Below are 13,300 nucleotides of genomic sequence, written 5' to 3' on the forward strand. Positions count from 1 at the left end.
TCCTTAAACCGGGTCATTTGCCCGGTTCAAACGCAGCGCAGTTTTATGGTAAACTCGCTGCGTTTTATTTAAGCCCTGTTGAGGTACGTCTGAACACACCGGCACAGCTTTCCCTGCCACTCTATCTCCCTGACGATGAAACTTTCGCGAGTTTCTGGCCGGGCGACAATCCTTCTTTACTGGCGGCGTTGCAAAATGTCCTGCGCCAGGATCATAGCGGATACATCTATTTTTGGTCGCGCGAAGGCGCGGGCCGCAGCCATTTGCTGCATGCAGCCTGTGCAGAACTCTCTTCACGCGGCGATGCGGTGGGCTATGTGCCACTGGATAAGCGCACCTGGTTTGTTCCTGAAGTCATGGACGGCATGGAGCAGCTTTCACTGGTCTGTATTGATAACATCGAGTGTGTAGCGGGGGATGAGCTCTGGGAGATGGCGATTTTTAATCTCTACAATCGCATTCTGGAGTCGGGTAAAACGCGCCTGCTTATAACCGGCGATCGTCCACCGCGCCAGCTTAAGCTGGGGCTGCCGGATCTGGCCTCCCGTCTCGACTGGGGGCAAATTTATAAGTTACAGCCGCTGTCAGATGAAGACAAACTGCAGGCTTTACAACTGCGGGCGCGGTTACGGGGATTTGAACTACCGGAGGATGTGGGGCGTTTTCTGCTTAAGCGTCTGGATCGGGAAATGCGCACACTGTTTGATACCCTGGACGAACTCGATCGTGCCTCGATCACCGCACAACGCAAACTGACCATTCCCTTCGTTAAAGAGATCCTGAAGCTGTAAGCCCGGTCAGCCAGACGCCACCGGGCATCGACGGTTAACGGACGATTTCAAGCACCTGTTCCGGCGGACGACCAATACGTGCCTTGCCGTGAGCGACCACAATCGGGCGCTCCATCAGCTTCGGATTAGCAACCATCGCCTGAATTAACGCCTCTTCAGAAAGTGCAGCGTTGCCCAACGCCAGAGACTGATAAAGATCCTCTTTTTTGCGCATCAGTTCACGCGCACTGGTCATGCCCAGCATCGTCAACAATGACTTAAGCGTTGCCGCATCCGCAGGGTTCTCCAGGTAGAGCACCACGTCAGGCTCAATGCCATTTTCCTTGAGCAGATTTAACGTTTCGCGGCTCTTGGAGCAGCGTGGGTTGTAATAAATCTTTACTGCGTCGGTCATTTTTTCTCCTGATTACATCTTTTCATACGGGCGGAAGGTTTTCTGCAACTGACGCAACTGGTCAATACGGGCGTCGTAACGCGCCTGCTGTAAGCTGCCGAGTTTGACCTGAGTGCTGGCGCTGCTGAGCAGGCTGATGGCCTGATCGAGCCGTCCTACCAGCGCCTGGCCCTCGGCACGGGCAGCCAGTTCGAGATCGCGATGATTCAGTGCGGCCTCCGTCTGCGCCAGCAATTCCCAACCGTTGACGTCATCCTTCCAGCTGAAGGTAAAGCGGTTGAGGATCTTTTCCGCTTCCGCCGGTTGCCCGCTGGTTAACCAGGCGTTGGCGAGGTTCAGTTGCAGTACCGGGTTGGTTTTGATCTCTTTTGCATTTTTCAGGCGGTTAATGGCATCCGCATTTTTGTTCTGCCCAAGATCGATATCGGTCGCAAGATCGAGGAACCAGGCATTGTTCGGATCGGCAGTGAGCAGCGGTTGCAATGCCCGCATTGCATCAGCATTATTTTTGCTTTCCATGGCCTGCAGGGCGCGGCCATATTGCGCTGCGCGTTGTTCGCGAACGTTGCCTTTCGCCCAGGCATCCAGCAGATCGCTGGTAAGTTGGTTACGCCCGGAGTTGTACATGCCAAGCGCCCTGGCTTTGGCCAGGTAAAAATCTTCTGACGACTGCACCACGACCGGGCGCATCTGGTTGGCGCGGTTACGGGCATCTGAGAGGCGACTTTCCGGCAGGGGGTGGGTCAGCAGGATTTCAGGGGGACGTGAAGAGTAGCGCGCCTGATCGAGCAGTTTTTCGAGGAAAGTCGGCATCGCCTGCGGGTCGAAGCCGGAGCGCTGCAGCACCTGGATACCGATACGATCGGCTTCCTGCTCGTTTTGTTGCGTGAAGCTGATCATCCCCTGGCGGGTGCCTGCCAGCGTGCCGGTCAATGCTGCCATACCGGCCTGCGGGCTGGCCATCGCTAACAGAATTGAGCCCAGCGCGCCCGCCCAAGTGAGCGGCGCACTGCGTTTTTGATCTTCCATCGCGCGCGCCAAATGGCGCTGGGTAACGTGGGAGATTTCGTGTGCCATCACCGATGCCAGTTGGCTCTCGCTATCGGCATAGCGGAATAACGCCGAATGCAGCACCACATTGCCGCCAAAAAAGGCGAAGGCGTTGATTTCGTCATTATTGACCAGATAAAAATGGAAAGGGGTTTTCACCGAGTCGGCATGGGAGACCAGCCGCATGCCCAGTGAATTGATGTACTGCACCAGCAAGGGATCGTTAATCAGCGGCGCACTACCGCGCAGCTGGCGCACATAGTAGTCGCCCATCTGCATCTCCTGACCGATGGACAGGGTGCTTCCTGCGGAGGTTCCCATATCCGGCAGGCTGTCTGCCGAATCCGCAAAAGCGGGCGCTGCCTGAGTAAGGGTGACGGCGGCGATAAGGGTTGCGACCAGCGTTTTTTTCAACTGCCTGAACATAACCTCAGTCCTGTATATTGGGTGTTACCGTTTGACCAACGGCGAGAAACTTGGTTCAAGTGCCCTGGAAGAGGGAGTTTAGCTGCGTTATCCGAGGATTAAAATCTTTTTACCCGGTAACGGTGTTTACGCGAAAGCGATAAAAAGCGAAGTCTTTTTTGTGACATTTCGATACACTTCCCCCACTCACACCGCTCAATCCGGTCTCCCCGGAAGGAACATATGCTCGAATTGTTGATGCAGTGGTACCGCCGTCGCTTTAGTGATCCTGAAGCCATTGCGTTACTGGTTATACTGCTGGCAGGTTTTATTATCCTCTTCTTTTTCAATGGCCTGCTTGCACCGCTTCTGGTCGCTCTGGTACTCGCTTACCTGCTGGAATGGCCGACGGTTCGTCTGCAGCGAATCGGTTTCTCCCGCCGCTGGGCGGCGTCGATGGTACTCATTCTGTTTGTGGGCATCCTGATGGTGATGGCCTTTGTGGTGATGCCGGTTGCCTGGCAGCAGGGGATGAACCTCATCCGCGACATGCCGGGCATGCTGAACAAGCTCTCCGATTATGCCGCCACGCTCCCGCGCCGTTACCCCATGCTGATGGATGCCGGCATTATTGATGCGATGGCGGAGAACATGCGTACCCGCATGCTCGGTATGGGCGATTCGGTGGTGAAATACTCTCTCGCCTCGCTGGTGGGGCTGCTGACGCTTGCGGTCTACCTTGTGCTGGTGCCGCTGATGGTCTTCTTCCTGGTAAAAGATAAGGATCAGATGCTCAACGCCGTGCGTCGCGTATTGCCGCGCAACCGTGGGCTGGCGGGCCAGGTGTGGAAAGAGATGAATCAGCAAATCACCAACTACATACGCGGCAAAGTGCTGGAAATGATTGTCGTCGGGGTCGCCACCTGGTTTGGTTTCTTGCTGTTTGGTCTCAACTACTCGCTGCTGCTCGCCGTACTGGTGGGCTTCTCGGTGCTGATTCCCTACATCGGCGCGTTTGTGGTCACCATTCCGGTTATCTGCGTCGCGCTCTTTCAGTTTGGCGCGGGGACGGAGTTCTGGAGCTGTTTTGCCGTTTACCTGATTATCCAGGGGCTGGACGGCAATTTACTGGTGCCGGTACTGTTCTCCGAAGCGGTGAATTTACACCCGCTGGTCATTATCCTGTCGGTGATTATTTTTGGTGGTCTGTGGGGCTTCTGGGGCGTCTTTTTCGCCATCCCGTTGGCGACCCTGGTCAAGGCAGTGATTCACGCCTGGCCAGACAGCGTGGTGGTGGATGATCCGCACTGATGTTTCCTCAGGGCTGAGGGTGTCTCAGAGAAGAATACGAGCACTATCGGTCCCCTCGCCCCACCGGGGAGAGGGTTAGGGTGAGGGGAAACATGCGGCTCTGAGGGGCATTCCGTTCACCTTATGTTCCTTGCTTATCTGTCACGCCAGAACCCGTGAACGTGCCAGGGTGGTTCACCGCCACCACCCTGGCGACCCGGGCTCCCGGCCAGGAAAATCGCCGCTGGCGCGGTGCATTCGCCTTATGTCGTCTGACTTTCGGGTCGGGTCCAGCCTACATCCTTGTAGGCTATCCCCTCCGCCCGCTTCCCTGCGGGCGGCCCCGGCCAGCCGTCAACGCCTCATCGATTTTCAGCCGGACCCAGTCATCGCTGATACTTTTTTATTCTCATTGCGCTGCGTTATCGCTGTAAAACGTAATATCAATGGGGATTCCTCAGCCCTCAGGGAGAGGGAAACCATTCTCCTCAGTGCCCATTATTCTGATTACGTAAATAGATAATCCAGTAGGTGACGCCCACCAGTAAGCCGCCGCCAATAATATTGCCGAGGGTGACCGGGATAAGATTGGCGGTAATAAAATGGCCAACGGTTAACGCCGGGAAACTCTCCGCTGATGAATGCACCGCCGTCCAGAAACTGTCCGGGGCGAAATAGCGAATAACAATAGCCAATGGAATAAGAAACATATTAGCGATGCTATGTTCAAAGCCGCTGGCGACAAACATGCCGATGGGCAGCAGCATCGCCATAATCTTATCCGTCAGCGTATGGCCGGAATAACTCATCCACACCGCCAGACACACCATTAAATTACAGAGCGTGCCAAGACACACCGCTTCAATAAACGTGTGATGCATTTTATGGTCGGCGGTTTGTAATACGTTGAGGCCCCACAGGCCGTTGCCGTTCATATATTGCCCGGCGAACCAAATTAACGCGACAAAGAACAGTGCACCGACAAGGTTACCCAGATAGACCACGATCCAGTTCATGATGAGCTGCCCCCAGCTTATCAGGCCGCTGGCTTTCGCCATCACGGTGAGCACCGTGGAGGTAAAGAGATCGGCACCGCACACCACCACCAGAATGAGCCCCAGAGAGAAGCACACGCCTCCTGCCAGTTTTGCCAGGGCAGTAGCCGGCGCGGGGCCACTGGTCACGGTGATATAAAAAACGAACGCAATCGAAATAAATACCCCCGCCGTCACGGCGAGAAAGAAGGACAATTCTTTTTTCTTGCTGACTTTATATAAACCTGCCTGTTCGGCAACTTTGGCCATTTCTGCGGGAAGCCGCAGATCAAACGCATTGCTGGTATCCATGAATATCTCCTGATTTCTACGCGAATAAGGCGAACTCACTCTCGCGCAGACATATGCATAGTGCGTACCAGGCAGGGAGATGGATCGATGATTAAAGCGTTACCAGGCTCACAATTAACAGCCGGGGAAATAAGGAATTACAGTACTTCCCGCACGGCGATACCCAGGCGCTGCATGCGTGACAGCAGGGTCGTGCGTTTCATACCGAGTTTAGACGCAGCACCGCGCGGACCCGCAACAATGCCATTGGTTTCTCGCAGAACCTGAATAATGCGCTGACGCTCTTCTTCATCATTTTCAGGCGGGTCGGTGTGCATCATCTCCGCCACTTTGGGCAGCGGGAAGGGAAACGGATCGTGCGCCACCGGCTGTACCATGCTGGTGGGCTGGGCGTTCAGGTGCAGGCTCAGGGTGTTATCCCGGGAGAGCAATACCGCACGTTCGATAATGTTTTCCAGTTCACGCACATTCCCCGGCCATTCGTAACGCATGAGCTGGCGCATGGCCTCGGCAGGAATGGTGTCGACGGAACGGTTCAGGCGGCGCGACAATTTTTTGGTGAAGTAACGGGCGAGCAGGGGAATATCGTCCGGCCTGTCGCGCAGCGGCGGTAGCATCAGTGGGAAGACGTTCAGGCGATAGAAAAGATCGTTACGAAACTCACGATCAATCACCATCTGTTTCAAATCACGGTTGGTAGCAGCAATGACCCGCACGTTCACCGGGATGGTACGAGTGCCGCCGATGCGTTCAATCTCTCTCTCCTGCAACACGCGCAGTAATTTGGGTTGCAGCTCAATGGGCATATCGCCGATTTCATCGAGGAACAGCGTGCCGCCGTCGGCCATCTCAAAGCGCCCCCGATGGGTATTGATGGCCCCGGTGAACGCGCCTTTATCGTGACCGAAAAGCTCACTTTCCAGCAGGCTTGAGGGGATAGCGGCACAGTTAATCTTCACCAGCGGCTTATCTTTGCGCAGGCTCAGTTGATGAATCGCGCGGGCGATCACTTCTTTCCCGGTGCCGGTCTCGCCGAGAATCAAAACCGTACTGTCACTGAGGGCGACAATATCCACCTGCTGGAGCACATCACGCATGGCGTCACTTTGATAAATGATGTCGCCAAAGCTCTGATTAGAAAGAATCTGCTCGTTAAGTTTGCTGTTCTCGTTTTTAAGATTCTCTTTCAGATGGGTGACTTTGCGATAGGCCTCAGCATTATCGACGGCAATGCCAATTCTGTCGGCAATCTGGCGAAGTAATCGACAATTTTGTGGCGTGAATATCGTCATTTCGCTATGCGCCAGCACCAGCACCCCCGTCGACTGGTGGCTAAAGGCCAGCGGCAGGATAAATACTGCGTCCATGCCTTGCGCCGATAACGCCTGAAGCAACGGATCGTTTTGCCATTGCTCTGGGTCATCCTGCTTTTGCAGCAAAGAGGCATGATTTTCGTTCAGCGCGCCCGCGAGCAGCGCGCTGTCGCTGCGTAAAGGATGATGCTGACTGGCGGGTTGCGCCGCGGTGAAATCGGTAGCGTGCCACATCAGCTGGCGGGAGCGTAGGGCATCGCGCAGTACCAGGCTAACGTTATCTACACCAAAGAAACGGTGTATTTCTCGTGATACGTCGATAACCAGCTCATCAATATCCAGATGCGAGAGCACGGTGTTGGTGATAGCCACCAGTACCCGGTCATGGTCACGCTCCTGTTGGAGCGTCGTCAGGCTGGTTTCCAGACCCTCTCGTGCGATGTCGCCTTCCAGCCCCTGTGTGGCAAGTCGGGCAAGCCACGCAAACATCGCATTATCTTTGTCGCAGAAGGTACCACCGTCGGTACGCACAAAGCGCAGTTCAGCCAGCGTCTCACCGGCAAGCAAAATCACATGGGCAGTGCTGTCACTGATCGCGCCAGCGTATTCGTGGCCGCAAAACTCATCGCTGCCATCATCAAAACAACGATAAAACTGGGTATCACCGAGGCGTAATTCGACAAACTGGACGGGGCTGAAGGGAGGCGGTAGGGGAATGAACGCCCGTAGCACGGAGGCATTGTCTTTATGTTCCAGCAAGTGCTGTAAAATCATGGGTACTGCATCCTTCCAGAATCAATGGCGCACAAAAGCAGACAAAAGCGAGTAAGGGCCAGCATGTAGCGACCTCCTTTACCGTTGTGTTAGCGTGATTTTTGCTCATCGGTACGCAAGCGGGCCATCTATTATCCTACTATAACCCTGTTTTTTGTAGTGTTACCCGCTTCACGTATACATTAATTGTCATACTAATTGATAAGAGATTGATGATACCTATGGATTAGCGCACTAAACGGACCATCAGATAAATCGCGGGTTCCTGCGCGATATCTTGTAAATGCTGGAGCATTTGTTCACTCCAGCCGCGCCAGGGGGCTTCTGCATGCGCGGCCAGATGCGCAAAGGCGGGGGCCAGTGTATTGACGTGGCTGGCGTCAATCACAATTTCCCCAAAGGTCAGCAACCCACGCATTTTACGCTGAGCCTCACCCTCCAGGAGACCCAGCCAGGCTTCATACTGGCTAAGAGGGCACTCCAGTACCACGTTGAGGCAGTCGATCACCCCCACGTGGTGACCGATCGCCAGCGAGTAATACATCACCTGGCGACTTTTTTCTTCAACGTTGACGCTGTCATCAACAAATTTTTGTCGCAACGTCCAGAACATCACTTTACCGTCATACTCCGCCATGCTGACGCTCCATTTCAACCATCAGTTGTTGCACAATCGACGTCAGGCGTGGGTCTGCGGCCTGTTGCAGCCAGTTGTGCAGTCGCGGAATCCGCTGCTCCGGCTCGCCTTCGGTCAATAACGCGAAGAAGCGGTCGGTAATTTCCCGCCCCTGGCGGTAGCCGGCCAGTTGACGGGCCAGACGTTCAATGTGTACGCGCAGGGCCAGCGGCACCGTCGGCCAGCGTACCGTGGCAATTTCATGGTCTGCCTGCTGATAATCGATCGCGTGCAGTTTTTGCTCCAGCAGTCCTAACGCCACCGCGAACCCATGAATAGTGGCGGCAGGCGTGGGAGGACAGCCGGGAATCCACACATCAATGGGTACGATGGTATCGCTGCCGCCCCAAACGCAGTACAGATCGTGAAAAATACCGCCGCCGACGCCGCAGGCCCCGTAGGAAATCGCGATTTTATGGTCAGGCGCCGCATGCCAGGCGCGTAGAGCAGGCATACGCATCGCGCGCGTTACCGCACCGGTAAACAGCAGAATGTCGGCGTGGCGCGGGGAGGCCACAACCTTAATACCAAAACGTTCAGCGTCGAACAGCGGCGTAATGGCAGAGAAGATTTCGATTTCGCAGCCGTTACAGCCGCCGCAGTCCACGCGGTAGACGTAGGCTGAACGTTTGATATCACGCAGCAGCACCTGCTTCATTTGCTGCGCCTGGTCATCCAGCGAAATCGGCTGGCTGACGTGCTGCGTTAGCGTGCGGGAATCCTCGCTCATGCTGGCTCCTTAAGGTAATAGTGCACGTTGGTGCTACCGCGATGTTCAAGTGCGGCACGGCGTTTACAGGCCGGGCACACCTCCGCCTGCGCGCGCAGCGTCGCAATCAGTTCCGGTTTTGCCTGGTTTAGCGCCAGCAGCTCAACGGCGAGGGCGACCGACTTCTCGGGCGCAAAGGGCTGGTGGCATTCAGCGCAGTGCTGCAAGCGGAAGGTGGCGCGCGCGTAGAGATCGGCTTTACGGGTGACTGCCAGTTCAAAATCTTCAGTCAGGCGAATGGCATGAGTCGGGCAGACCTCTTCACAGCGGCCGCAGTAGATGCAGCGGCCAATAAAAAGCTGCCAGACGCGGGCATTATCCGCAGGCAGGGTCTCCATGGTCAGGGCATTGGCCGGGCAGGCGGTGGTGCAGGCACCGCAGGCGATACACTGTTGTGCATTAAGCTCTGGTCTGCCGCGAAAACCGGGGCACACCTCCAGCGGTGCAAACGGGTATTTCACCGTGACATCGCCCGCCCTGAGGATGGTCTTCAACAATTTCAGCATCGTATCTTCCTTATTTCAGCGGCGAGTTGCGACGTTCAATACCGTAGCGTTCAATCTCTTTGTACGGCACGGTGGTGGATTTGCGTTTACGCACGTCCACCAGGGTGACGCGGTCGGTGCAGGAGTAGCACGGGTCAAGGCTGCCGATGATAAGCGGTGCATCCGAGACGGTGTTACCGCGCAGCATATAGCGCAGCACCGGCCAGTTGGCGTAGGTGGCGGCGCGGCAGCGCCAGCGGAACAGCTTCTGGTTGTCGCCCAGCATGCTCCAGTGCACATCTTCCCCGCGCGGCGCTTCCACGTAACCGAGGGCAAATTTGTGCGGTTGGTAGGTAAAACCTTCGGTTAATAGCGGGGTATTGGGCAGATTATCGAGGGCGTATTCGATCATCGACAGCGAGTCGAAGACCTCTTTCACCCGCACCATCACGCGGGAGAAAACATCGCCGTCCGGCCAGCTAAACAGCGTTTTGGGCAGATTAGCGTAGTCGGCGTAAGGGTGATCAAAGCGCATATCGCGATTAAAGCCGCTGCCACGAATCAGCGGGCCAACCGGGCTGTAATCGCGGGCAACCTGCCTGTCCAGCACGCCGACACCTTGCGTGCGCTGGGCGATGTTTGGCGTGGAGAGCAGCATATCCACCAGTTGCGTGACCTCGGCCCGCATCTCTCTGACGAGCTGGATCGTCTTCACGCGCTGCTCTTTGAGCACGTCGCGACGAATGCCGCCAATCAGATTCAGGCCATAGGTCTTACGTGAACCGGTGAGCAGTTCCGCCATGGTCATCGATTTTTCACGAATGCGGAAAAATTGCATAAAGCCCGTATCGAAACCGACGAAGTGGCTGGAGAGCCCGATGTTCAGCAGATGGCTGTGCAGGCGCTCGACTTCCAGCAACACCGAACGGATGGTATGGGCGCGCTGCGGCACCACAATGCCCAGCGCGTTTTCAACAGAGGTGGTGTAAGCCACGCTGTGGGCGAAACCGCAAATGCCGCAGACGCGGTCTGAGAGGAAGGTGACTTCGTTGTAGCCCATGCGGGTTTCCGCCAGTTTCTCCATGCCACGGTGCACGTAGAACAGGCGATAATCGGCATCGACAATGCGTTCGCCGTCGACAAACAGGCGGAAGTGACCGGGTTCATCAGAGGTGATGTGCAACGGGCCAATCGGCACGATCCGGGCAGAACTGCCGCCTTCGTTGATAAACGAGTAGTTTTCGGTCTCGTTTGTTGGCTCAGGGCGCAGGCGGTAATCCATGGTGTCTTTGCGCAGCGGGTGAAGGTCGTCAGGCCAGTCGTCGGGCAACACCAGGCGACGTTGATCAGGTAAACCCACCGGGATAAGCCCGTACATATCGCGGATTTCACGCTCGCCCCAGACGGCAGCCGGCACCTTCGGGGTGACCGAGGGAAACTCACGGGTGGTGGCATCCACCAGCGCTTTCACCACAATCCAGCACTTTTCAGCCCCTTCGATTGAGAGCGCATAATAGACCGCGTAATGGCCGTTAAGGGTGCGTTCATCGTTACCAAAAAGTACCGGCAGCCAGCCATCGTGTTGATAGTAGAGATAGTGCACGATGTCCGGCAGCAGATTGAGCTTCACCGTGATGGTGGTTTGCTCAAAGGTTTGTCGCTCTTCTTCAAGGATCGCGCCGGGAAATTGCGCGTTTAACGCCGCAAGACAGGCCAGGCCACGAGGGGCATCGAGATTGACACGTTCTAAATAACTCACTTTAACTCTCCCTGAACCCGCGCGGGTGTAGCCGTGGCGGCGGTGGTGTCGAAGGACGCCCATAGCCAGCTAAATTGGGTGGATTGTTCATCATTACCGGACATCACAATGGTGGACGCATTTGCCAGCATCTTGCTGACCGGTTGTGGAATGTGGGTGCCCATCACCAGCATCATGGCCAGCAATATCACCATTGGCAGGGTGGTCAGCCAGCCAAGTTCACCGGTGGCCACCTCCTGCGGAGGGGCTGCAAACAAGGCTTTGGCAACCATACGCACCAGCCCACCGAGTACGATAGTCAGCAACAGCAGCAGCACGATGGTCAGGAGCAAATGATCCGCGGCCAGGCCTGCGGTAACCGTCATAAACTCGCTTAAGAAGATGTTGAATGGCGGCATACCGCCCAGCGCCAGCGCGCCGCCGCCGAGCAGCACGGCGGTAAAGGGCATCACTCTCAGCATGCCGCAGACCACATCCAGGTTGCGGGTGCCGTATTTCAACAGCACGTTGCCAGAGCCACAGAACAGCAGCGTTTTGGCGAGGCTATGGTTGAGGGTGTGCAGCAGCGCGGCGAGAATCCCCAGCGGGCCGCCGATACCGAGCGCTACCGCCACCAGCCCCATGTTTTCCACGCTGGAGTAAGCCAGAAGACGTTTCATGTCCTGCTGGACGAGAATAAAAAATGCGGCCACGGCCACGGAGAGCAAGCCAAAGATCATCAGCAGCATATTGGGGAAGCTGTTGCCGATGGCATGGCAAATGATGATGTAGTAGCGAATCAGTACCAGCAGGGCGCAGTTCAGCAGAACCGCCGAGAGCAGGGCGCTTACCGGACTCGGCGCTTCACTGTGGGCATCCGGTAGCCAGGCGTGCATCGGAAACAGCCCGGTTTTGGTGCCAAAGCCAATCAGCACGAAGACAAACGCCAGCACCATCAGCGTCGGGTCAAGTTTGCTGCTCTCTTTAAGTACCTCTGTCCAGAAGATGGCGTGGTCCGGTTCAGCCATAAAACTGGCGGCATTAGCATACACCAGCACGGTACCAAACAGCCCAAACGCGACGCCGACGGTGCAGATAATAATGTATTTCCACGCCGCTTCCAGCGACGAGCGTTGGCCATAAATGCCGACCAGAAACGCTGAACTCAGGGTCGTGGCTTCGATGGCCGCCCACATCACAATCAGGTTGTTACTCGTGACGACCAACAGCATGGTGAACAGAAAAAGGTGGAAAAAGCCGTAGTAGTTGCACAGCGTGCCGACGGTGATTTCGCCGTGGTCCACTTCATGGCGCATGTAGCCAATCGAGTAGAGCCCGGTAAGAAAACCGATGATGCCGAGCAGGGAGAGAAACAGACCGCTGAGGCTGTCGATATGCAGCCAGCGATGCGCGCCAAAAATTTCGCCCTCTTTGACCGCTTCTGCCACCGTCCACAGTGCGACAATCATTAGCACCGCGATACCGACGGTGTGTATGGCGGTGACCACTCCCCGCGCGGCGTCGCCCCGCAGGCGGCAGGCAAAGCAGAGAACGGAAATCACCAGCGGCGTCAGCAGCAGCACGGTGAACATCAATGCATGGCTCATGTTGTTATCCTTTCAGCGCCGTGAGGTTGTTAACGTCCAGCGTGCCGTGGGTGCGCCAGATCTTTCTCGCCAGCAGCGTCATCACAATCACCGCGAAAATGGCATCGGTGGCGATGCCGATCTCCACCAGTTCCGGCGCTCGCCAGGCCAGCAGCGCCAGCACCAGATGCGAGCCGTTTTCCATCAGGCAATACCCAAACACCTGACGCAAAATATTGCGCTGGCTGATGATGCACAGCAGGCCGAGCAGGAAGTGGCCGAGCGCCACGGCGAGCGCAGGTTTGAGCTGGGCCACCATCGGCAGTTGCACCGGGCGCACCACAAACCAGCACAGCAGCACGATCCCGGCGGCCATCAGCACCAGCGCAGCGGGGCCAAACAGGCGTTCTCCCTGACCGGCCGGTGCCATTTTGCGAAAGGCGTAGCCCATGATGAGCGGCACCATCAGCACCTTGGTGAAGAAAGCGCTAATGGACCACATGCGCAATTGCTCTGCGTCCAGCAGTTCTGACAACGTAAAAAATATCGACACCAGTACCAGCGATTGCAGCGCGTACAACCAGCAGGAGACGGTGTAGCGTCTGGCGCAGGTCACCAGCAGCGAGGTGAACATCATCAGCCCCGCCAGATTGTTAACGATCAGTGTTCCCGTCATGTTCGAC

At 56.2% G+C, this 13,300-nt stretch carries 12 protein-coding genes; 2 read left to right on the plus strand and 10 right to left on the minus strand.

The window, feature by feature from the left end; all coding sequences use genetic code 11:
- The first annotated feature begins 89 nt into the window (after window positions 1-89).
- The gene (locus tag ACUY4Q_RS06450; protein ID WP_458047275.1) at window positions 90-791 is read left to right on the plus strand and encodes a DnaA inactivator Hda; all 702 of its coding nucleotides are present in this window, start codon (window positions 90-92) and stop codon (window positions 789-791) included.
- Window positions 792-825: 34 nt separating this feature from the next.
- Here the strand turns inward: ACUY4Q_RS06450 and arsC are convergent, their stop codons facing one another.
- Entirely contained in the window at window positions 826-1,185 is a 360-nt protein-coding gene (arsC, locus tag ACUY4Q_RS06455; protein WP_458046233.1) for an arsenate reductase (glutaredoxin), read from the minus strand.
- Window positions 1,186-1,197: 12 nt separating this feature from the next.
- Window positions 1,198-2,661 (minus strand): beta-barrel assembly-enhancing protease, encoded by a 1,464-nt coding sequence (gene bepA / locus ACUY4Q_RS06460; protein ID WP_458046234.1) that lies wholly within the window; start codon window positions 2,659-2,661, stop codon window positions 1,198-1,200.
- A 222-nt stretch (window positions 2,662-2,883) separates the two neighbouring features.
- Between bepA and ACUY4Q_RS06465 the strand changes: the two genes are divergently transcribed.
- On the plus strand, window positions 2,884-3,951 hold the full coding sequence (locus tag ACUY4Q_RS06465) for an AI-2E family transporter (protein ID WP_458046235.1): 1,068 nt from the start codon (window positions 2,884-2,886) through the stop codon (window positions 3,949-3,951).
- Window positions 3,952-4,418: 467 nt separating this feature from the next.
- Here the strand turns inward: ACUY4Q_RS06465 and focA are convergent, their stop codons facing one another.
- The 8 genes from focA to hyfE form a co-directional block, all read right to left on the minus strand.
- A complete protein-coding gene (gene focA, locus ACUY4Q_RS06470; protein WP_458046236.1) occupies window positions 4,419-5,276 on the minus strand; it encodes a formate transporter FocA in 858 nt (285 codons plus the stop codon).
- Between the two features lie 137 nt (window positions 5,277-5,413).
- The gene (locus ACUY4Q_RS06475; protein WP_458046237.1) at window positions 5,414-7,363 is read right to left on the minus strand and encodes a sigma 54-interacting transcriptional regulator; all 1,950 of its coding nucleotides are present in this window, start codon (window positions 7,361-7,363) and stop codon (window positions 5,414-5,416) included.
- 226 nt (window positions 7,364-7,589) lie between these two features.
- Entirely contained in the window at window positions 7,590-8,000 is a 411-nt protein-coding gene (locus tag ACUY4Q_RS06480) for a formate hydrogenlyase maturation HycH family protein (RefSeq protein WP_458046238.1), read from the minus strand.
- On the minus strand, window positions 7,987-8,769 hold the full coding sequence (locus tag ACUY4Q_RS06485; RefSeq protein WP_458046239.1) for an NADH-quinone oxidoreductase subunit B family protein: 783 nt from the start codon (window positions 8,767-8,769) through the stop codon (window positions 7,987-7,989). The genes ACUY4Q_RS06480 and ACUY4Q_RS06485 overlap by 14 nt, the downstream gene beginning before the upstream one ends.
- A complete protein-coding gene (gene hyfH / locus ACUY4Q_RS06490; RefSeq protein WP_458046240.1) occupies window positions 8,766-9,314 on the minus strand; it encodes a hydrogenase 4 subunit H in 549 nt (182 codons plus the stop codon). The genes ACUY4Q_RS06485 and hyfH overlap by 4 nt, the downstream gene beginning before the upstream one ends.
- 10 nt (window positions 9,315-9,324) lie before the next feature.
- Window positions 9,325-11,115: a hydrogenase large subunit gene (locus ACUY4Q_RS06495; protein ID WP_458046241.1), complete on the minus strand. Its 1,791-nt coding sequence runs from the start codon at window positions 11,113-11,115 to the stop codon at window positions 9,325-9,327.
- Complete coding sequence (locus tag ACUY4Q_RS06500) at window positions 11,049-12,638, minus strand: hydrogenase 4 subunit F (protein ID WP_458046242.1); 1,590 nt, start codon at window positions 12,636-12,638, stop codon at window positions 11,049-11,051. The genes ACUY4Q_RS06495 and ACUY4Q_RS06500 overlap by 67 nt, the downstream gene beginning before the upstream one ends.
- Before the next feature lie 4 nt (window positions 12,639-12,642).
- On the minus strand, window positions 12,643-13,293 hold the full coding sequence (gene hyfE, locus ACUY4Q_RS06505; RefSeq protein ID WP_458046243.1) for a hydrogenase 4 membrane subunit: 651 nt from the start codon (window positions 13,291-13,293) through the stop codon (window positions 12,643-12,645).
- Window positions 13,294-13,300: the final 7 nt, after the last annotated feature.

The organism is Phytobacter cepae (genome assembly GCF_054165735.1).

Coding starts and splice junctions, on each gene's coding strand:
- arsC (WP_458046233.1), bottom strand. CDS start 1,185: ATGACCGACGCAGTAAAGATTTATTACAACCCACGCTGCTCCAAGAGC.
- bepA (WP_458046234.1), bottom strand. CDS start 2,661: ATGTTCAGGCAGTTGAAAAAAACGCTGGTCGCAACCCTTATCGCCGCC.
- ACUY4Q_RS06465 (WP_458046235.1), top strand. CDS start 2,884: ATGCTCGAATTGTTGATGCAGTGGTACCGCCGTCGCTTTAGTGATCCT.
- focA (WP_458046236.1), bottom strand. CDS start 5,276: ATGGATACCAGCAATGCGTTTGATCTGCGGCTTCCCGCAGAAATGGCC.
- ACUY4Q_RS06475 (WP_458046237.1), bottom strand. CDS start 7,363: ATGATTTTACAGCACTTGCTGGAACATAAAGACAATGCCTCCGTGCTA.
- ACUY4Q_RS06480 (WP_458046238.1), bottom strand. CDS start 8,000: ATGGCGGAGTATGACGGTAAAGTGATGTTCTGGACGTTGCGACAAAAA.
- ACUY4Q_RS06485 (WP_458046239.1), bottom strand. CDS start 8,769: ATGAGCGAGGATTCCCGCACGCTAACGCAGCACGTCAGCCAGCCGATT.
- hyfH (WP_458046240.1), bottom strand. CDS start 9,314: ATGCTGAAATTGTTGAAGACCATCCTCAGGGCGGGCGATGTCACGGTG.
- ACUY4Q_RS06495 (WP_458046241.1), bottom strand. CDS start 11,115: ATGGGCGTCCTTCGACACCACCGCCGCCACGGCTACACCCGCGCGGGT.
- ACUY4Q_RS06500 (WP_458046242.1), bottom strand. CDS start 12,638: ATGAGCCATGCATTGATGTTCACCGTGCTGCTGCTGACGCCGCTGGTG.
- hyfE (WP_458046243.1), bottom strand. CDS start 13,293: ATGACGGGAACACTGATCGTTAACAATCTGGCGGGGCTGATGATGTTC.